Consider the following 20,064-nt stretch of genomic DNA (forward strand, 5'->3'; position numbering starts at 1 on the left):
TCGGTGGACTTCCCGGTCTTCTTCGCCCAGACCTGCCCCGGCATGCTCGCGCGCGCCCTCATGCTCACCCACAACCGCCAGGACGCCGAGGACGCCGTCCAGGAGGCCTACGCCGAGGCCATGCGGCGCTGGCCCGAACTCGCCGACCGGGTGCCGGAGGACTGGGTCTACCAGGCGGTGAAGCGCCGGCTCTGGGCCGCCGCGCGCCGGTGGCGGCTGCACCGGCCGCTGGAACTCGTGGTGTCGCTGCCCGCCCGCTGCTCCCCCGAACAGGCCGCCGAAGTCCGCCTCGTGCTCGACGCGCTGTCCCGGTTGCCGCGCAAACACCGCGTCATCGCCTACCTGCACTGGGCCGAAGGGCTCACGGCGCACCAGATCGCGGCCGAACTCGACACCAGCGAGAGCGCGGTGACCGCCATGATCGGCAAGGCCAGGATCGCGCTGGACAGCCTGCTCGGACTCACCGGCGTGCGCGACCGGGAGGCACTCACCGGCAAGGTCCGCCGGGTCGCGCTGCCCGGACAGCAGGGCGAACCGGGTGACGCGGTGGCGGAGGCGTTGCGGCGCGCCGAGAACCAGCTGCGGGCCGGGGCCGCGGAGGACGCCGAGGCCCTGGCCCGGATCTCCGGGAGGCTGGGCCTGTCGTGATCTCCCGGGTGCTGGCGACCGTGCGCGGGCTGCTCGCCGTCGGGCTGCTCGTGGGCTTCTACGTGCTCGCCGCCTGCCTGGTCCTGGGCTACCTCGCCCTGGTCGTGTTCGCCCTGCACACCCTGACCCTGCCCACCAACACCTTCCCCACCAACTTCCACCTGCCCGTGCTCATCGCCGGCAGCAGCATCCCGGTGCTGCTCGGCGTGGTCCGCGGCGTGCTGGCCACCAACTCCCCCGGCCACCTCGACCTCGACTCGGTCCTGCTCACCCGCGCCGAGGCCCCGCTGCTCTGGAAAACCGTCGAGGAACTGGCCGAACGCGCCGACGCGCCGATGCCGGATGAGATCCGGCTGACCGCCGAGGCCAACGCCGCGGTCACCGAGGACACCCGGATGCTCGGCCTGGTCGTCGGCGAACGCCGCCTCTACCTCGGCCTGCCGCTGCTCACCGGCCTGCCCCTGGACGAGCTGAAAGCCATCCTCAGCCACGAACTGGGCCACTTCGCCGGACGGCACAACCGGTTCGGCGCGGTGGTCTACCGCGGCGCGCTGGCCCTGGACACCGCCACCGAGGAGATGCGCAGCGCGATCAACACCAACGCCCTCGCCAGGATGTACTCCGGACTGATCTTCGGCGTGATCCGGATCTACGGCTGGTGCTACGTGCGGATCGCCTTCGCCGTGCTGCGCCGCCAGGAGATCGAGGCCGACCGTTCCGCCGCCGCGGTCGCCGGCCCCAGGGTCACCGGCGAGGCACTGCGCTCCGCGCTGGTGCTGATGGCCGCCTGGACCGACTTCCGGGACCGCTTCCTCACCCCGCTGGCCGCCGCCGGGGCCGTCCCGGACGACCCGTTCAGCGCCTTCGAGGCCATGCTCGCCGACCCCGACTACCGCGACGTGCTCGCCCAGCACCGCGCCGCGCCCGCCGAATCCACCAGGGCCGCCCTGGACACCCATCCCAGCCTGGCCGACCGGCTCGCCTACCTGGCCACCCTGCCGCCGCGGGACCTGCCACGCGAACTGCGGCCCGCGCTCAACCTGCTCGGCGCCGACCCCACCGAGGCCGCGCACCGCCTGCGCAAGGCCATGTACCCCAAGCAGCGCAAGACAATGCCGTGGCGGGACTGGGTGACCCTGGCCGCGGGCAGCCACGTCGAACGCCAGCTCGCCTGGCTGCGCCCGGCCGTGCACGCCCTGCGCGGCGACGACACCACCGAACTGACCATCAACGCCGTGCTCGAACTCCTCGACGCCCGCCGCGCAGGGGAACTCGCCGACCAGGTCGCCGAACACGCCGGCGTGCCGACCGACCGCGGCCCCGACCTGCTGCGCGCCTCACTGGTCAGCCTGCTCGGCGCGGCCCTGGTCCGGGCCGGTTCGGCCAGCTGGACCGCGCCCTGGACCGGCACCCCGAAACTCATCGTGCGCGACCCCACCATCGAACTCGGCGACCTGGTCCAACGCGCCCTGGACAACCCCCGCGAGGTCCCCCGGCTGCGATTACACCTGGCCGCGCTCGGCGTGGACAGCCACAAACCCCGCCCAGCCCCCGCCGCCAAAACCGGCAAGACCGACCTGCGCCTTGGCATCGCCGACCCGGAGATCCGCGCGGACAGCAGGCGCAGCCAGAAACTGAGCCTGTGGACCGCCTGCGTCGTCGCGGTCGGCGTGCTGCTCGCGCTGTTCGTCTTCCGCGAGGAATACCGGCCCCCGTACCGCCCGCCGCTGAACACGCACAACCCTTTCGACATCCGCACCCCGGTCTACCAGCAGCCGGTGTACCCGGTGCTGCCCAGCCTGCGGCTGCCGACTTTCGTAATGCCCACGATCCGGATCAACCCGAATGACCTGCGACCGGTGACCCCACGGCGCACGGCGGGCCAGCCCTGAACTGGGCGTTGGCGTGAGAGAAGAGAAACGGCTATATTTGCCATTCCTGAGCGCATCAGACTGTGCGCATGGGAAACGGACACTGAAAATGTGTCTGGCACGAGCTTAGTAGAGGGGAAGCCCGCTTGTCAACCGACGAGGACCTGCGGACGGTGGAGCTGGCCAGGGAGCAGGAGCACGTCTCCATGCTCTACGGCAGGCTCGACGCCTTGCGCGCCCGCGCGAAGACCGGGCTGGCCAAGACCCTGCGCGAATCCGCGGGCGGCAGCCTGTCCGCCGGCACCGAACGCGATGTCTCCGCCGCGCACTTCAACCGGCAGCTCGCCCAGTACAGCGCGGTCGAGGCCGGGCTGTGCTTCGGCAGGCTCGACTACGACAACGGCGAGGCCAGGCACATCGGCCTGATCGGCATCTTCGACGAGGACAACGAGTACGAACCGCTGCTGATGGACTGGCGCGCGCCCGCCGCCCGCCCGTTCTACCTCGCCACCGGCGCCAACCCCCTGGACGTGCACCGGCGCCGCCACATCAAGACCCGGATGCGCAAGGTCGTCGACATCGACGACGAGGTCCTGGACATCACCGCCGACAACAAGGGCCGCCAGTCCAGGCACGGCGACGGCCTCACCGGCGAGACCGTGCTGCTGGCCGCGCTCAACGCCAGCCGCACCGGCCGGATGAAGGACATCGTCCAGACCATCCAGGGCGAACAGGACCGGATCATCCGGGCCGACCTCTCCGGCGTGCTGGTCGTCCAGGGCGGGCCCGGCACCGGCAAGACCGCGGTCGCCCTGCACCGCGCCGCCTACCTGCTCTACACCCACCGCGACATGCTCACCCGCCGCGGCGTGCTCATCGTCGGCCCCAACCAGACCTTCCTGCACTACATCGGCGAGGTGCTGCCCTCCCTCGGCGAGACCAGCGTGCTGATGGCCACCATGGGCGAGCTGTACCCAGGGGTCACCGCCACCGGCCAGGAATCCCCCGAGGCCGCCGCGATCAAGGGCAGCCTGGACTTCCTCGGCGTGCTCAAAGCCGCCGTCAAGGACCGGCAGCAGCCCCCGGAGGAGCCCATCGAGATCCTCTTCGAGCGGCAGCCACTGGTGCTCAAGCCCGCCGACTGCCGGGGCATCGTCAGCCGCGGCCGCCGCTCCCGGCGCCTGCACAACCTGGCCCGCCCGCTGGTCGAACGCGAACTCCTGGAACGGCTGACCAGCAAGGTCGCCGGCAAACTGGGCCGGGAATTCCTCGACCGCGGCGACCTGGCCGACATCAGGGCCGAACTGCGGGCCGAGGACGAGGTCAGGGCCGCGATGGACCAGCTCTGGCCGGTGCTCACCCCCGAACAGCTGCTGCGCGACCTGTTCAGCGACCCCGACCGCCTCGAACGCGCCACCCCGCACCTGTCCGAGGCCGAGCGCAAGCTGCTGCTGCGCGAACCCGACGCGCCGTGGACGCCCGCGGACGTGCCGCTGCTGGACGAGGCGATGGAACTGCTCGGCGTGGACGACCGGGCGGAGAAGGCCCGCGAGCGCAAACGTCAGGAACAACGCCGCGCCTACGCCCAGGGCGTCCTCGACATCCTCGACCTCGACGACGACGCCGACCCCGAGATGCTGATGGCCTACAACCTGATCAGCGCCGAACAGCTCGCCGACCGCTACGACGAGGTGGACACCCGCACCGCCGCCGAACGCGCCGCCACCGACCGCACCTGGACCTTCGGCCACATCATCGTCGACGAGGCCCAGGAACTGTCCCCGATGGCCTGGCGGCTGCTCATGCGGCGCAGCCCCAGCCGGTCGATGACCCTGGTCGGCGACATCGCGCAGACCGGCGACCTGGCCGGGGCCAACTCCTGGCAGGACGTGCTCGGGCCCTACGTGGCCGAACGCTGGAAGCTCACCCAGCTCACGGTCAACTACCGCACCCCGCGGGAGATCATGGACATCGCCGCCGAGGTGCTGGCCGAACTGCCCGCCGGACTCACCCCGCCCAGCTCGGTCCGGGACAGCGGGCACGCCCCGTGGAGCCGCCGGGTCGACCGCGGTGAACTGGCCAAACAGCTCGCCGACACGGTGCTGCGGGAACTGGCCGAGATCGGCGAGGGCCGCCTCGGCGTGATCGTCCCGGCCGCCGGACTGGCCGAACTCGGCGAGGCCGTCCTGGAGGTCGTGCCCGGCGCGGCGCTGGGCGAGAGCCCCGAACTGGAGAACCAGGTGGTGCTGATGAGCACCCGGCAGGCCAAGGGCCTGGAGTTCGACGGGGTCCTGGTCGTCGACCCGGCCGAGATCCTGGCCGAGTCCCCACGCGGCGCCAACGACCTGTACGTGGCGCTGACCAGGGCGACCCAGCGGCTCGGCGTGCTGCACACCGCGCCGCTGCCGCCCGCGCTGAGGGGCCTGACACAGGTCGAGGCGAGCTAAGTTACCGACTGGTAGCCTACCGGGGATCTTCTTCCAGGACGAAGGGACCCGACCGTGGGCAACGAGGTGCTGTTCAACCCCGACAGCTACGACCCGACGCACCTGGACGCCGAGTCCCGGCGCCTGCTGCGGGCCACGATCGACTGGTTCGAGGCCCGCGGCAAGCGCCGGCTGCTCGCCGACGCCCTGGACCGGGTCTGGTACACGGAGTTCCTGGACTTCGTGCGGCGGGAGAAACTGTTCGCCACCTTCAACACCCCCGCCGCCGACGCCGCCGGGGACGAGCACAAGCGCTGGGACGCCACCCGCAACGCCGCGCTGAGCGAGATCCTCGGCTTCTACGGCCTGCCGTACTGGTACACCTGGCAGGTCAGCGTGCTCGGCCTCGGCCCGATCTGGATGAGCGGAAACAAGGAGGCCCGCGGCCGGGCGGCCGAACTCCTGGACAGCGGCGCGGTGTTCGCCTTCGGGTTGTCGGAGAAGGAACACGGCGCGGACGTCTACTCCACCGACATGATCCTCACCCCCACCGCGGACGGCGGGTTCACCGCGACCGGGGACAAGTACTACATCGGCAACGGCAACGTGGCCGGGATCGTCTCGGTGTTCGGCCGACGCTCCGATGTGGACGGTCCAGAGGGCTACGTCTTCTTCGCGGTGGACAGCCAGCACGAGAAGTTCTCGTTGGTGCAGAACGTGGTCGACTCGCAGATGTTCGTCTCCGAGTTCCGGCTCGAGGACTATCCGGTGCGGGAGCAGGACATCCTGCACACCGGCCCGGACGCCTTCAGTGCCGCGCTGAACACGGTCAACGTGGGCAAGTTCAACCTGTGCACAGCGTCCATCGGGATTTCTGAGCACTCATACTATGAAGCAATCACGCACGCGCACAACCGGATCCTCTACGGCAAGCGGGTCACCGAGTTCCCGCACGTGCGGCAGAACTTCGTGGACGCCTACGCCCGGCTGGCCGCGATGAAGCTGTTCGCCGACCGCTCGGTGGACTACTTCCGCTCCGCCACCGCCGAGGACCGGCGCTACCTGCTGTTCAACCCGATCACCAAGATGAAGGTGACCTCCGAGGGCGAGCAGGTGATCGACCTGCTGTGGGATGTCGTCGCGGCCAAGGGTTTCGAGAAGAACACCTACTTCAACCAGGCCACCGCGCACATCAGGGCACTGCCCAAGCTGGAGGGCACGGTGCACGTCAACCTGGCCCTGGTGCTCAAGTTCATGCCGAACTACCTGTTCAACCCGGCCGAGCACGCCGCCGTGCCCACCCGGCACGACCCCGCCGACGACGAGTTCTTCTTCCAGCAGGGCCCGGCCCGCGGCCTTGGCAAGATCCGCTTCCCGGACTGGCGCGCGGTGTACGAACGCTTCGCCCAGATCCCCAACGTCACCCGTTTCCTGGAGCAGGCCGACGGCCTCAAGAAGCTGCTCACCACCGCCGCCCCGGACGAGGCGCAGCAGAAGGACCTGGACTTCCTGCTCAACCTGGGCCAGCTGTTCACCCTGGTCGTCTACGGCCAGCTGATCCTGGAGCAGGCCGAGCTGACCGGGGCCACCCCTGACCTGCTCGACCAGGTCTTCGACGTGCTGGTCCGCGACTTCTCCGGCTACGCGGTCGCCTTGCACGGCAAGGCTTCCGCCACCGACGCCCAGCGCGCCTGGGCCCTGGAGCACGTGCGCGGACCGGTGGTCGACCGGGAGCGGTTCGAGCGGCTGTGGGCCGAGGTGGCGGCGCTGTCGGGCCGCTACGAGATGCGTCCCTGAGGCTCCCAGACACCGGCGGCCGTCCCCTCCTGGACGTGCCGCCGGTAGGTCTGGACCTTGCCCTCGATCACCGCCAGGTTCGCCTGCAACTCGGTGATCTTCTCCCGCACCGTCCGCTCGTGTTCCTCCAGCAAGGCAAGGCGTTCCGCCTCGTTGCCGGGTCCGAGCCGGACCAGGCGGGCGAACTCCTTGATCACCGTGATCGGCATGCCGGATGCACGCAGCCGGTTGCACAGCACCAGCCAGTCCACATCGGACTCCGCGAACAGCCGCTGCCCGCCGCTGGTACGCGGGATCTCGCGCAGGAACAGGCCCTCGCGCTCGAAGAAGCGCAGCGCGTGCACGCTCAACCCGGTCGCCTCGGCGACCCGTCCGATCGGCAGCCCCAAGCCACTGGTGGTCACGGCACTCCTTGACCTAGAGAACACTCTAGATTTTAGCGTCGCCCCATGCCCTTCACCGCGCACAGCACCGCAGCCGAAGTCCTCACCGGCGTCGACCTCACCGGGCGGACCGCCCTGGTCACCGGCGGCTACTCCGGGCTGGGCCTGGAGATCACCCGCGCGCTGACCGCCGCGGGCGCGCACGTCCTGGTCCCGGCCCGCCGCCCACAGATCGCCCGCACCCACCTCCCGGACACCGAGATCGACGCCCTGGACCTGGCCGACCAGCGCGACATCCGCGACTTCGCCGCCCGGTTCCTGGACTCCGGCCGCACCCTGGACCTGGTGATCGCCAACGCGGGCATCATGGCCTGCCCGGAAACCCGGGTCGGACCGGGCTGGGAAGCGCACTTCGCGGTCAACCACCTCGGCCACTACGCCCTGGTCAACCGGCTCCGCCCGGCCCTGTCCAGCACCGCGCGGGTGGTGTCGGTCAGCTCCTCCGGCCACTTCCTCGCCGACATCCGCTGGGCCGACCCGCACTGGCACACCGGCTACGACCGCTGGCTCGCCTACGCGCAGAGCAAAACCGCGAACGCCCTGTTCGCGCTGCACCTGGACACCCTGGGCGTGCGGTCCTTCGCCGTGCACCCCGGCAGCATCCTCACCCCGCTGCAACGCCACATCCCGCGCGAAGAGCAGCTCGCCCTGGGCTGGTTCGCCGCCGACGGCACCCCCGCGCCCGGGTTCAAGACCCCGGCGCAGGGCGCGGCCACCGCGGTGTGGGCGGCGACCGCGCCCGAACTGGACGCGCACGGCGGGGCGTACTGCCAGGACAACGCACTGGCCAGGCCCGCGGCCACCGAGGACATGCTGATCGGCGGCGTCAAACCGTGGGCGCGGGACCCGGCAGCCGCGGCCCGGCTGTGGGACCTCTCCGCCGAGCTGACCGGCGTGGGCTGAGATCAGCGGAAGGCCCCGGAATGCTCGGCCACCCAGTCGGCGAAGGTGCGCGCGGGCCGCCCCAGCAGCTGCGCCACCGCCGGATCCACGGTGTAGCCCTCCGGCGGCGGGTCGGCGTACCAGCCGATGACGTGCTCGACCGCCGCCGGCGAGTACCCCCAGCCCCGCATCCGCGCCCTGGCCTGCTTCTCGGTCAGCTCGACGAACCGGATGTCCCGGCCCAGCACCGCGCCCAGCTGCCGGATCCGATCGGCGAAGGTCAGCACCTCCGGCCCGGTGAGCACGTAGTCGCGGCCGCCGTGCCCGTCCTCGGTGAGCGTGCGCACCGCCACCTCAGCGAGGTCCGCGTCGTGCACCATGGCGCTGCGCAGCGCGGGGAAAGCCTCCCGCACCACGCCCTCGTCCCGGATCGACTCCACCCAGCCGAGGGTGTTGGACATGAACTCCACCGCCCGCAACGTGGTCTGGGCCAGCCCGGCCGCCTCGATCGCCCGCTCCACCGGTCCCGGCTCGCCACCCCACAGCGTGCTCACCCGCCGCACCCCGGCCGCGGCGATCTCCCCGGCCAGTTCGGGACCGGTGCGCAGCGGGGCGCCGGTGGCCGCGTCATAGGTGAGCAGGAACATCGCGCTCGCCCCGGCCAGTGCGGGGCGGAGGCTGCCGGGGTCGGCCAGGTCACCCACGGCCACCTCCACCCCGTCCGGGAACACCGCTCGTTCCGGACTTCGGGTCAGCGCCCGCACCCGGTGGCCCCGGCGGCGCAGTTCGGCCAGCACCCGGCCGCCGATGTTCCCGGTCGCCCCGGCGACCAGCGTGATTCCGTTGTCATCGATCATGATCCGGAGGCTATTTCCTCCATTTAACTGGAGGTCAACGGCCGAATCGCGGGCGCTCGGGGCGGCCGCCTACGATTCACCTCGATATGAGCGCCACACTCGTCGCCAAGGGTCTCGCCGCAGGGCATGGGGACCGTGTTCTGTTCTCCGGTCTGGACCTGGTCGTCGCCCCCGGCGATGTGATCGGCCTGGTCGGGGTGAACGGGGCTGGCAAGTCCACCCTGCTGCGCACCCTCGGCGGGCTGCTCACCGCCGAGGAGGGCTCGATCCGGCTCAACCCGCCCAGCGCCGTCGTCGGCCACCTCCCCCAGGAACCGGAACGCCGGGCCGGGGAATCGGTGCGGGACTTCCTGGCCCGCCGCACCGGGGTCGCCGCCGCGCAGACGCGGATGGACCTCGACCTGGAGGCGCTGACCGCGGGCGCGCCCGGCTCCGACGACGCCTACTCCGACAGCCTGGAACGCTGGCTGGCCCTCGGCGGCGCGGACCTGGACGAGCGGATGGGCGAGGTGGTCGCCGACCTGGGCCTGTCCGTCGGCCTGGACGCGCCGATGACCGGGCTCTCCGGTGGGCAGGCCGCGCGGGCCGGACTGGCCTCGCTGCTGCTGAGCCGGTACGACATCTTCCTGCTCGACGAGCCCACCAACGACCTCGACCTGGACGGCCTGGACCGCCTCGAAGCCTTCGTCACCGGGCTGCGCGCCGGGACGGTGCTGGTCAGCCACGACCGCGAGTTCCTCACCCGCACCGTCAACCGGGTGGTCGAACTCGACCTCGTCCAGCAGCAGATCCGCAGTTACGGCGGCGGCTACACCGCCTACCTCACCGAACGCGAGGTCGCCCGGCGGCACGCCCGCGACCAGTACGACGAGTACGCCGACACCGTCTCCGCCCTGGAAGCACGAGCCCGCACCCAGCGGTCCTGGATGGAGAAGGGCGTCAAGAACGCCCGCCGCAAGGCCGGGGACAACGACAAACAGGGCCGCAAGTTCCGCAGCGAGTCCACCGAGAAACAGGCATCCAAGGCCCGGCAGACCGAACGGCTGATCGAACGCCTGGACGTGGTGGACGAACCCCGCAAGGAGTGGGAGCTGCGCCTGGAAATCGCCGCCGCACCCCGCGCCGGGGCGGTGGTGGCCACGCTGCGGGCCGCGGTGCTGCGCCGCGGCGGCTTCACCCTCGGACCGGTGGACCTGCAGATCGACTGGGCGGACAAGGTCGCCATCACCGGCGCCAACGGGGCGGGCAAATCCACCCTGCTCGCCGCGTTGCTCGGCCGCGCACAACTCGACTCGGGCCAGGCGTCACTCGGGCCGGGTGTGGTGGTCGGCGAGGTCGACCAGGCCCGCGGCCTGTTCCTCGGCGGCGAACCCCTCGTCGACGCGTTCAACGCGGCCGTGCCCGAACAGGCCCCGGCCGAGGTGCGCACGCTGCTGGCCAAGTTCGGGCTGAACGCGGTGCACGTGACCCGCCCGGCCGCCACCCTCTCCCCCGGCGAACGCACCCGCGCCGCCCTCGCCCTGCTCCAGGCCCGAGGCGTCAACCTGCTCGTCCTGGACGAGCCCACCAACCACCTGGACCTGCCCGCGATCGAACAGCTCGAACAGGCCCTCGCCAACTACCCGGGCACGTTGCTGCTGGTCACGCACGACCGGCGGATGCTGGACACGGTCGCCACCACCCGGCACCTGCACGTGGACAACGGCAAGGTCACCGACCGCTGACACCGGGCCGCACCGGGTGATCCCCGGCGCGGCCCGGTCAGCTCAGCGCGGCAGGTGCGACCGCACCCACTGCTCGATGCCGTCGGCGGTGATCGGCAGCGCCTCGGACAGCACCTGATTGCCGGTGTCGGTGACCAGCAGGTCGTCCTCGATCCGGACGCCGATCCCGCGCAGTTCCGGCGGCACGGTCTCGTCGTTGGGGTGGAAGTACAGGCCCGGTTCCACGGTCAGCGTCATCCCCGCCTCCAGGGTGCCGGCGTGGTAGGCCTTGGCGCTGGAAGAAGCGCAGTCGTGCACGTCCAGGCCCAGGTAGTGGCCAGTGCCGTGCACCATGTAGCGGCGGTGCTGCTGGCCGTTCTGGTCCAGCGCCTCGGCCACCGAGACCTTCAGCAGGCCCCACTCGTGCAGGCCGGTCGCGATGACCTCCATCGCCTTGTTGTGGAAGGCCCGGTACTCCACGCCCGGCTTGACCTCGGCCATCGCCGCGGTGTGCGCCTTGTGCACCAGGTCATAGATCCGCCGCTGCGGTTCGCTGAACGTGCCCGAGACCGGGAAGGTCCTGGTCACGTCCGCGGTGTAGAGGGTGCGGACCTCGACACCGGCGTCCATCAGCAGCGCGCAGTCCTCGGGCACCGGGCCGTCGCAGCGCACCCAGTGCAGCACCGGGGCGTGCGGGCCGGCGGCCAGGATGGAGGCGTAGCCGACACCGTTGCCCTCGGTGCGGCCGCGCCGGTCGAAGGTGCCCTGCAGCCAGCGCTCACCGCCGCGGCTGATCGCGTAGGGCAGTTCGCGGGCCACGTCCTGGAAACCGAGCACGGTGGCGTCGATGGCCTGCTGGAGCTGGCCGATCTCCCAGTCGTCCTTGATCCGGCGCAGTTCGGACAGCGTGCGCCGCAGCTGCAACGTCTCGGCCACGGTGCCGGGCGCGAGGGCGTCCAGCAGCGGTTCGACGCCGCTGGTGACCAGCACCGCCGGGATCGCCCCACGCAGCGAGGAGGGCAGTTCCTCGATCGGCCGCACCGGGATCTCCAGCGCCTCCGACCATTCCGGCAGGCCGGGCACCGGGCCGATCCACAGTTCGCCGTCACGGGCGTTGGCGAAGAAGTCCGCCTCGTCGGCACGGGCGGGCTGCCGCAGGTGCAGCACCGCGTCGTGGCCGCCGCCGGCGGGGGTCATCACCAGCACCGCGCCCTCGGCCTGGCAGCCCGTCAGCCAGACGAAGTCGCTGTCGGCGCGGAAGTCGTAGTCGGTGTCGTTGGCGCGAACCGGGGCGCGGCCCGCGGCGACCGCGATGCGCTTGCCCGGCAGGGCGGCGGAGAGCCGGGCCCGGTGTGCCGCCGAGGCCTTGGCCAGGCCGTCCGGCACCCGGACCGCGCGGTCGGCGGGGCCCCAGCCGGTGCCGATGAGGGCACGGAAGCCCTCGGCATCGATCGGCCGGATCGGGTCACGCCGGGCGGGTTCCTCCGCCTCGTTCTGGGTAGTCACTGCTCCTCCTGCCGTGTTCACGCCTGTACCTGCACAGTACGTTCCCTGGTGTAGAACCGGACGGCCGCCTTGCCCTGCTCCTTCTCGCCGTAGCCGGAGTGCTTCTCGCCGCCGAAGGGCAGGTGGAAGTCCACGCCGTTGGTGGGCAGGTTGACCTTGACCATGCCGGACTCGCTGCGCCGCACCGCGGTCAGCGCCGCACCGAGGTCGGCCGTGTACACCGAGGTGACCAGGCCGAACTGGGTGCCGTTGGCCCGCGCGAACGCCTCATCGGCACTGGCCACCCCGGCCAGGGCGGTGATGGGGCCGAAGACCTCCTCGTGGAACAGCGGCGCGTCCGGGGACAGCCCGTCCAGGAGCACCGGGTTGAGGTACCAGCCGTCGGTGGCCTCGGTGTGCGGCTTGGTCAGCAGCCGTCCGCCCGCGGCCTCGGCCTGGGCGGCGGCGGTGAACACCTGTTCCCGGGCGCCCTCGGTGATCACCGGGCCGAGGTCGGGGCTCTCGGCCGGGTCGTCGACGCGCAGTCCGGTGACCGCGGCGACCAGCCGGTCGGTGAACGGGCCGGGGTCGCCGACGACGAAGATCCGTTTGGTGGCGGTGCACTTCTGCCCGGCGTAACCCATGGCGGCCCTGGCCACGTCCTGCGCGGCGCGGTCCAGGTCGGCGTCGGGCAGCACGATGGTGGCGGAGAGGCCGCCCATCTCGGCCTGCACCGGGATGCCGCGCTGGGCGGCGGCCACCGAGATGATCCGGCCGACCGTGGTGGATCCGGTGAAGGACACCACGTCCACGGTGTCCAGCAGGGCCGAGCCGGTTTCCGCGCCGCCGGGGGTGACGGCCAGGAGTCCGGCGGGCAGCACCCGGTCGAACAGGGTGGCGATCCGCTGGGCGACCGCGGTGGCCTCCGGCGCGGGCTTGATCACCACTCCGTTGCCGGCGGCGAGCGCGGGTGCGAGCTTCCAGACCGGGATGGCCAGGGGGAAGTTCCACGGGGTGACGAGTCCGGCGACGCCGCGGGCCCGCCGGGTGGTGAAGGCCAGGCCGCCCGCGGTGGGGTAGTTCTCCCCGGCCGGGTCGTAGGCCTGCTGGGCGTAGTAGCGCAGGATGGCGACGGCCCTGGCGACCTCGGCGGCGGCTTCCTGCCGTGGTTTGCCGACCTCGCGCACGATGAGGTCGGTGAGGTGCCCGGCGTCCTGCTCGAACTCGGCGACCGCGGCGGTCAGCGCGGCCGAGCGCACGGCGGGTCCGGCGTCCTCCCAGTCCCGCCCGGCGGCGCGGGCGCGGGCGACGGTGGCCTCGACGGCGGCGCGGTCGGCGGCCGCGGTCGCCACGACGATCTCGGCCGGCCGCTGCGGACTGGTGGACACGATGGTGCTCACAGCACGAACCCCCTCGGGAACGGATCGGTCGGGTCGAGCAGGTACTGGCCCATCCCGGTGATCCACGCGCGTCCGGTGACGGCGGGGATGATCGCGGGCCGGTCGGCCACGGTGGTCTCCCCGGTGATCCGCCCGGTGAAGCGGGTGCCGATGAAGGACTCGTTGACGAAGTCCGCGCCGACCTCAAGCTCGCCCCGACTGTGCAACACCGCCATCCGCGCGCATGTTCCCGTGCCGCAGGGGGATCGGTCGAACCAGCCGGGGTGGATGGCCATCGCGTTGCGGGCCTGCCCGCCGTCCCGGCCGGGCGCGGTGAACTGGACGTGCTTGCAGCCGTTGATGCCGGGTTCAAGGAGGTGAACCGGGCGGGCGGCGGCGTTGATGGCGTCCATGATGGACAGTCCGGCGGCCAGGATGCGGTCCTTCTCGGTGCGCTCGAAGGGGATGCCGAGCTGGTCCAGGGGCAGGATGGCGTAGAAGTTGCCGCCGTAGCCGAGGTCGTAGCGGATCCTGCCGTATCCGGGCACGTCGACGGTGGCGTCCAGGCGGTCGGTGTAGGCGGGCACGTTCTGGATGGTGACGTGTGCTGCCCGCCCGTCCCTGACCTCGACCTCGGCCACGACCAGGCCGACCGGGGTGTCCAGGCGGACCCTGGTCATGGGTTCGGTGACCTCGACCATGCCGGTCTCCACCAGCACGGTGGCCACGCCGATGGTGCCGTGCCCGCACATGGGCAGGCAGCCGGATGCCTCGATGTAGAGCACGCCCCAGTCGGCGTCCGGGGTGGTGGGTGGTTGCAGGATGGCGCCGCTCATCGCGGCGTGCCCGCGGGGTTCGTTGATCAGCAGTTCGCGGATGTGGTCGAGGTGGTCGATGAAGTGTTCGCGGCGCGCGGCCATGGTGTCGCCGGGGATGACCCCGACGCCGCCGGTGATCACCCGGGTGGGCATGCCCTCGGTGTGCGAGTCGACCGCGCTGAAGTACCGGGCCGCGCGCATCTCAGCCGGCCCGCAGCGAGTCGACGGCCCGGATCATGTCCGCGCGCAGCCGGTCCAGCTGGGCGGGTTCCAGGGGGCCGCGAGGCGGGCGGCAGGGTCCGCCGTAGCGGCCGACGTGGTCCATGCCGTACTTGATGGCCTGTACGAACTCCACCCGCGAGTCCCAGCGGAAGGCGGCCACCAGTGGTTCGTACAGTGCCCGCGCCTCGGCGAGTTTCCCTTGGGTGGCAAGCTCGTAGAGCCGGACCGACTCGGCGGGGAAGACGTTGGGGAACCCGGCGAACCACCCGGTGGCGCCCATCAGCAGGCTTTCCAGCACGACGTCGTCGGCCCCGGCGACCACGGTCAGCTCGGGCGCCTGCTCGCGGATCTCCAGTACCCGCCGCACATCCCCGGAGAACTCCTTGACCGCCACGATGTTCTCGATCTGGGCGATCTCGGCGAGGAGTTCGGGGGTGAGGTCGACCTTGGTGTCGATGGGGTTGTTGTAGACCATCACCGGCAGTCCGGCCTTGGCCACCTCGCGGAAGTGGTGCAGCACCTCGGCCGGGTTGGCCCGGTACATGGTGGGCGGCAGGCACAGCACCCCGTGCGCCCCGTCCTCGGCGGCCAGTTCGGCCCAGTAGCGGGCCTGGTGCGCGCCGACGCCGTGCACGCCGACCACGACGATTCCCTTGCCGCGCACGGCGTCCACCGCGGTGCGGGCGACCACCCGGCGTTCGGCGTCGGTCAGCGAGGAGTACTCGCCGAGTGACCCGTTCGGCCCGACACCCCGGCAGCCGTTGTCCACCAGCCAGCGGCAGTGTTCGGCGTAGCGGTCCAGGTCGGGTCGCAGTCCCGCGGGCGCGGCGGGGTCCTCGCGGTAGGGCAGCGCGGTCGCCACGATCACGCCGTCCAGTTTCTCGGTGCTCAACTCAGTTCTCCTCCTCGTCCTCGACGGCCGCCAGGTCCCGCAGGCGCACCGGTACAGCGATCGGCCGGTTCTGGGTGAACGGGGTGCCGGTGAGTTCCCCGACGATCCGCCCGCAGATCCGTCCCTGACACAGCCCGAGCCCGGCTCGGCTGACGAGCTTCACGGCCCGCATCCCCAGCGCACCCTGTGCCACGGCGGCACACAAGTCGGACATGCGGACCTCTTCACACCGGCACACCACGGTGTCCGCGGAAACCCAGTCCCGCCAACCGGATCGCACCGGATAAGCGGCTGCCAAAGCCCGCCCGAACCGCCGCCCGGCCCGCACCGTCCGCACCGCGTCCCGGGGCACGGCGACCGTCCGCCCCACCCGAGCCGCGGCCGCGTACCCCGCCACGGTCCCTTCGGCCGCGGCGGGCCCGGCCCCGGCGATCCCGGTCACCTCTCCCGCCGCGAACACCCCGGCCACCGAGGTCCGCTGCGCCGGGTCGACGACCACGGCCCCGTCCTCGATCCGGCACCCGGCCGAGACGGCCAGTTCAAGCTGCGCGGTGAACCCGAACCCCAGGCACACCGCGTCAACCTCAACAACCCGCTCGCTCCCGGCCACCACCCGCCACCCGGCATCCAGCCGCGCCACGGTGACCGCCTCAACCCGCGATTCCCCGTGCGCGGCAACCACAGCGGCCCCGAACCGCACCGGCACCCGCCGCCGGGCCAGCATCACCCCATACCCCGCCAGCTCCCCCACCTTCCCCAACGCCCCCAACGGATCCCGCCGCCACCCCCAGGAACCGCCAATCCCGTTGGCCTCCAACACCTCCGCGACCCCGGCCCCCACCTCAACCAGGGACCGCGCCACCGGCAACAAGAACGGCCCGGTCCCGCCGACCACCACCCGCCGCCCGACCGAAACCCCTTGCCCCTTGGCCAAAGCCTGCGCGGCCCCCGCCGTGTACACCCCCGGCAGATCCCACCCGGGAAACGGCAACACCCGGTCATAGGCCCCGGTCGCGATCACCAGCGCGTCGGTGTCCACAGTGGACATGGTCCGCCCCGGCGAGTCCGCGGCCCCGGTCTGCAACCGAACCCGATGCCCGCCGGCCATGGATTCCACGGCCCACACCGAGGTCTCCGGCAGCCACTCGATCAACGGATGCACCGGCGTCCGCGCCGCCCGCAACCCAGACTGCCGCCGATACTGCCCACCCACCGCGACCCCGGAGTCCACCAGCAACACCGACGCCCCAACGGAAGCCGCCGCCCAAGCCGCCGCCAATCCAGCGGGCCCGGCCCCGACCACCACCACCCGCGACATCAACACTCCCCCGGAAGCTCGGCCCCACACTGCACCCGAACCACATCCCCGTCCGCGACCCGCCGCTGACAGGCCCGCACATCCGGCACCCCGTTCACCAACACAAGGCAGTCGAAACACACCCCGATCCCGCAGAACACCCCACGCGGACGCCCATCCCGCCGGGTACTCCGCCAGGAGGTGCGCCCCAGTCCCAGCAACACCCCCGCCACGGTCTGCCCACTCATCGCGGCCACCCGAACCCCGTCCACCTCGACCCAGATCGCACTCATCCCAGCACCGCCGCCCGATCCACCCGGAACGGCCGCGGATCCACCCGGGGCGAGCGTCCCGACACCAAGTCCGCCAACAGTTCCCCGGTAGCGGGCGCCAACCCGATCCCCGCTCCCTCATGCCCCGTCGCATGCCACAGTCCCGGCACCCGCGGATCCGCCCCGATGATCGGCAGATGATCCGGCGCATAAGGCCGGAACCCGCCGTAAGCCCGCATCACCGGCACATCCCCCAGCACCGGGAACAACGCCATCGCCTTGACCGCCAGCTCCCGCAACACCCGCACCCGCAACGATTCGTCGAACCCCACCCGCTCCCGGCTGGACCCGATCAACACGGTCCCGCCCCGGGTGGACTCCACCACCGCCGAGGTCTGCAGGCCCGCGTCACCACTGGCGACCGCGCCCACATAGTCGCCGTCATAAACCTTGTGCCGCACCACTTCCGGCAACGGCCCGGTGACCAGCACCATGCCCCGCCGCGGCAACACCCGGATCGGCGCACCCACGGCCGCCGCGAACTCCCCCGCCCACGGCCCACACGCGTTGACCACGAGATCGCACCGGATCACCCCCTCGGAAGTCCGCACTCCACCCGGCACCAGCCCCAGCGCGGTGACCCCGGAACGCACCGGAATCCCCCGCAGCAAAGCGGTCGCCACCAGCACGGGCTGCACCTGGGCGTCCTCCGGGTAGTGCACGGCGCCGGTGACCCGTCGTGTCAGGTGCGGTTCCAGTTCCCAGGGATCCTCGACCACCCGGGCGTCCACCCCGGCGGCTCGCTGGGCCGCCGCGAACTCGAAGAGCGGTTCCGGGTCCCGGGTCGCGACGGTCAGCCCGCCCTTGGCCTCCCACTCGACCCCGGCCAACTCGGCCAGCAGGGCGGCGTCGCCCCGCGCCCCCGAACCCACCTCGCCGGGTGCGGCTACCCCACCAACCAGGCTCGGCCCACTCGCTCCGGGAAACCTGCTCGGCCCGCGCAGCGAACCCGCCGCGTCCACCCCACCGCCCGCGTTCCCGGCCCCAGCCCCCCGCCGAGCCAGTTCCGCCGCCCCCAACTCCGCCAGCACCCCCGGCCACAACCGCCGGGATTCCAGGGCCAACGCCAACTCCGGCCCCGGCGCCTTGTCCGAGACCAGCACATTCCCTTCCCCCGCCGCCGTCGTCCCCGAAGCGGGCGCCCCCCGCTCCAGCACCAGCACCCGCAGCCCGGCCCGCCGCAGCGCGTACGCGCACGCCGCCCCGATCACCCCGGCCCCGACCACCACGACGTCCGCCGACAACACCCACCTCCCATCGTTCAGTAAAATGAACGATGCCGAGGCTAAGTCCCGGATCGGCCGCCGTCAACGGCGGCTACTCAGCCGGGTGCTCCAGCAGCAGCACCGAGCGCACCTCGCCGTCCACGGCCGCGTACTGGTGCGGGGTGCCCGCACGGAACCGCACGTAGTCCCCTGGGCCGATCTCGTGCACTCGCCCGTGCACTGTCACGCGCAACGTCCCGGTCACCACCGCGGTATGTTCGAACCCCGGGTGACCTGCGGATTCCTGCACCACGCCCGGTCGCACCCGCTGGTCGTAGACCTCCACCACCGCGCCGCCGTGCTCGATCCGCCGGAGCAGGCGCAGATCAACCGCCTCGCCGCTGAGCACCTCCAGGTCGGCCGAGCGCACCACCACCACGTCCGGGTCGGCCTGTTCAGTCAGCAAACTGGAAACCGGGACATCAAGAGCGTTCGACAAACTGAACACCGTCTCGATGGTGGGGTTGCCCGACCCGGACTCCAGCTGGGAGAGCGTGCCCTTGGCGATGCCGGATCGCCTGGCGAGTTCGGACAGCGAGATGCCCAGCGCCTCCCGCCGTTCCCGCAGGTTCACGCCGAGCACCTGACCGGCCCGCTGACTCGTCATGCCGCCTCCTCCACCGTGCGGCCCATCGCACCACACCTGCCCGCCTGGTATGCAGGAGGACATGCCAACCGTGCACACCCTCGGCGGTGCGAAGGACCCGGACCAGCTCGGTCGCACCCTGATGCACGAGCACGTGTTCATCCAGGACACCGAGATCATGGCCAACTACCCGCACCTGTGGGACGAGTCCGCGGAGATCGACAACGCGGTGGCCCGGCTCCAGGCCCTGCGCGACACGGGCATCTCCGCCATCGCCGATCCCACCGTGCTGGGCCTGGGCCGGGACATCCCGCGCCTGCTCCGGGTGGCCGCGCGGGTGCCGGAGCTGACGATCATCGTCGCCACCGGCCTCTACACCTACCGCGACGTGCCGCTGACCCTGCACCACCGCGGCCCCGGCACCACCCTCGGCGGCGAGGACCCGCTGATCCCGCTGTTCCTGCGCGACCTCACCGAGGGCATCGCGGACACCGGGGTGCGTGCCGCGTTCCTCAAGTGCGCCGCCGACATCCACGGCCTGACCCCGGACGTCACCCGGGTGCTGCACGCGGTGATCGCCGCCCACCACCAGACCGGCGCGCCGATCACCGTGCACACCAGCGTCACCAACAACACGCCCCTGGAGGTCCAGGACCTGCTCAAGGCCGAGGGCGTGGACCTGTCCAGGGTGGTGCTCGGCCACGTCGGCGACACCACCGACCTGGATCTGCTGAAACGCCTGGCGGACAACGGTTCCTACCTCGGCATGGACCGCTTCGGGCTGGACCTGGCGATCACCGCCGAGCAGCGGATCGAGACCGTCCGGGCGCTGTGCGCGGCGGGTTACGCGGAGCGGATGGTGCTGTCCCAGGACAGTTGCAGCCACATCGACTGGTTCCCGCCCGGCGTCAAGGAACAGATTCTGCCCAACTGGCGCTACGACTACCTCAGCGGCACCGTCATCCCGACCCTGCTGTCCCAGGGCGTGCCGCAGTCGGACATCGACCAGATGCTGATCACCAACCCCCGCGACTACTTCACCCCCGCCTGAGCCCACTGCCGTACGCATATCGCCGGCGTATCGGAAACCGCATACGGGCTGACAACGTCCGGCTGCCTTGACTGGCGGCATGCCCCTCGGTGAATCAGCACGAACGGCAC

At 71.6% G+C, this 20,064-nt stretch carries 17 protein-coding genes; 7 read left to right on the forward strand and 10 right to left on the reverse strand.

The features are described from left to right. Positions 1-3 precede the first annotated feature (3 nt). The 4 genes from HNR67_RS35845 to HNR67_RS35860 all read left to right on the forward strand — a co-directional run bounded on the left by HNR67_RS35845 (position 4) and on the right by HNR67_RS35860 (position 6,742). On the forward strand, positions 4-648 hold the full coding sequence (locus HNR67_RS35845) for a sigma-70 family RNA polymerase sigma factor (RefSeq protein WP_185007240.1): 645 nt from the start codon (positions 4-6) through the stop codon (positions 646-648). Then, the gene (locus HNR67_RS35850) at positions 645-2,540 is read left to right on the forward strand and encodes a M48 family metallopeptidase (RefSeq protein WP_185007242.1); all 1,896 of its coding nucleotides are present in this window, start codon (positions 645-647) and stop codon (positions 2,538-2,540) included. The genes HNR67_RS35845 and HNR67_RS35850 overlap by 4 nt, the downstream gene beginning before the upstream one ends. A gap of 185 nt (positions 2,541-2,725) precedes the next feature. Further along, positions 2,726-4,966, forward strand: coding sequence for a HelD family protein (locus HNR67_RS35855; RefSeq protein WP_185011507.1), 2,241 nt, complete (start codon positions 2,726-2,728; stop codon positions 4,964-4,966). Between the two features lie 66 nt (positions 4,967-5,032). Further along, positions 5,033-6,742 (forward strand): acyl-CoA dehydrogenase family protein, encoded by a 1,710-nt coding sequence (locus HNR67_RS35860; RefSeq protein WP_312989681.1) that lies wholly within the window; start codon positions 5,033-5,035, stop codon positions 6,740-6,742. Here the strand turns inward: HNR67_RS35860 and HNR67_RS35865 are convergent. After that, a complete protein-coding gene (locus tag HNR67_RS35865; RefSeq protein WP_185007246.1) occupies positions 6,724-7,146 on the reverse strand; it encodes a MerR family transcriptional regulator in 423 nt (140 codons plus the stop codon). The two genes, HNR67_RS35860 and HNR67_RS35865, sit on opposite strands and share 19 nt — an antisense overlap. 45 nt (positions 7,147-7,191) lie before the next feature. Here HNR67_RS35865 and HNR67_RS35870 point away from each other — a divergent pair, with 45 nt between their 5' ends. After that, entirely contained in the window at positions 7,192-8,088 is an 897-nt protein-coding gene (locus HNR67_RS35870) for an oxidoreductase (protein ID WP_185007248.1), read from the forward strand. Between the two features lie 2 nt (positions 8,089-8,090). On the opposite strand, the gene HNR67_RS35875 is transcribed toward HNR67_RS35870, so the two are convergent. Beyond that, positions 8,091-8,924: an NmrA family NAD(P)-binding protein gene (locus HNR67_RS35875; protein WP_185007250.1), complete on the reverse strand. Its 834-nt coding sequence runs from the start codon at positions 8,922-8,924 to the stop codon at positions 8,091-8,093. A gap of 86 nt (positions 8,925-9,010) precedes the next feature. Between HNR67_RS35875 and HNR67_RS35880 the strand changes: the two genes are divergently transcribed. Further along, the gene (locus HNR67_RS35880; protein WP_185007252.1) at positions 9,011-10,648 is read left to right on the forward strand and encodes an ABC-F family ATP-binding cassette domain-containing protein; all 1,638 of its coding nucleotides are present in this window, start codon (positions 9,011-9,013) and stop codon (positions 10,646-10,648) included. 42 nt (positions 10,649-10,690) lie between these two features. Here HNR67_RS35880 and HNR67_RS35885 read toward each other — a convergent pair whose 3' ends face one another. From HNR67_RS35885 to HNR67_RS35920, 8 genes are all read right to left on the reverse strand, one after another. After that, the gene (locus tag HNR67_RS35885; RefSeq protein WP_185007254.1) at positions 10,691-12,133 is read right to left on the reverse strand and encodes an aminopeptidase P family protein; all 1,443 of its coding nucleotides are present in this window, start codon (positions 12,131-12,133) and stop codon (positions 10,691-10,693) included. Between the two features lie 17 nt (positions 12,134-12,150). Then, positions 12,151-13,512 carry an aldehyde dehydrogenase family protein gene (locus HNR67_RS35890; protein WP_185007255.1) on the reverse strand — a complete coding sequence of 454 codons (1,362 nt, stop codon included), beginning with the start codon at positions 13,510-13,512 and terminating at the stop codon, positions 12,151-12,153. Further along, a complete protein-coding gene (locus HNR67_RS35895) occupies positions 13,509-14,510 on the reverse strand; it encodes a proline racemase family protein (RefSeq protein WP_185007257.1) in 1,002 nt (333 codons plus the stop codon). The genes HNR67_RS35890 and HNR67_RS35895 overlap by 4 nt, the downstream gene beginning before the upstream one ends. Position 14,511: 1 nt before the next feature. Next, positions 14,512-15,423 (reverse strand): dihydrodipicolinate synthase family protein, encoded by a 912-nt coding sequence (locus HNR67_RS35900; protein WP_185007259.1) that lies wholly within the window; start codon positions 15,421-15,423, stop codon positions 14,512-14,514. A 1-nt stretch (position 15,424) separates the two neighbouring features. Next, entirely contained in the window at positions 15,425-16,741 is a 1,317-nt protein-coding gene (locus tag HNR67_RS35905) for an FAD-dependent oxidoreductase (protein WP_185007261.1), read from the reverse strand. Further along, entirely contained in the window at positions 16,741-17,013 is a 273-nt protein-coding gene (locus HNR67_RS35910) for a (2Fe-2S)-binding protein (RefSeq protein ID WP_185007263.1), read from the reverse strand. The genes HNR67_RS35905 and HNR67_RS35910 overlap by 1 nt, the downstream gene beginning before the upstream one ends. Further along, positions 17,010-18,299 carry an NAD(P)/FAD-dependent oxidoreductase gene (locus tag HNR67_RS35915; protein ID WP_312988813.1) on the reverse strand — a complete coding sequence of 430 codons (1,290 nt, stop codon included), beginning with the start codon at positions 18,297-18,299 and terminating at the stop codon, positions 17,010-17,012. The genes HNR67_RS35910 and HNR67_RS35915 overlap by 4 nt, the downstream gene beginning before the upstream one ends. Before the next feature lie 70 nt (positions 18,300-18,369). After that, on the reverse strand, positions 18,370-18,924 hold the full coding sequence (locus HNR67_RS35920; RefSeq protein WP_185007265.1) for a helix-turn-helix domain-containing protein: 555 nt from the start codon (positions 18,922-18,924) through the stop codon (positions 18,370-18,372). A gap of 61 nt (positions 18,925-18,985) precedes the next feature. On the opposite strand from HNR67_RS35920, the gene HNR67_RS35925 reads away from it, so the two are divergent. Then, positions 18,986-19,954 (forward strand): phosphotriesterase family protein, encoded by a 969-nt coding sequence (locus HNR67_RS35925; protein WP_185007267.1) that lies wholly within the window; start codon positions 18,986-18,988, stop codon positions 19,952-19,954. Positions 19,955-20,064: the final 110 nt, after the last annotated feature.

The sequence above is a fragment of the Crossiella cryophila genome (assembly GCF_014204915.1).
Classification (GTDB): Bacteria; Actinomycetota; Actinomycetes; order Mycobacteriales; family Pseudonocardiaceae; genus Crossiella; species Crossiella cryophila.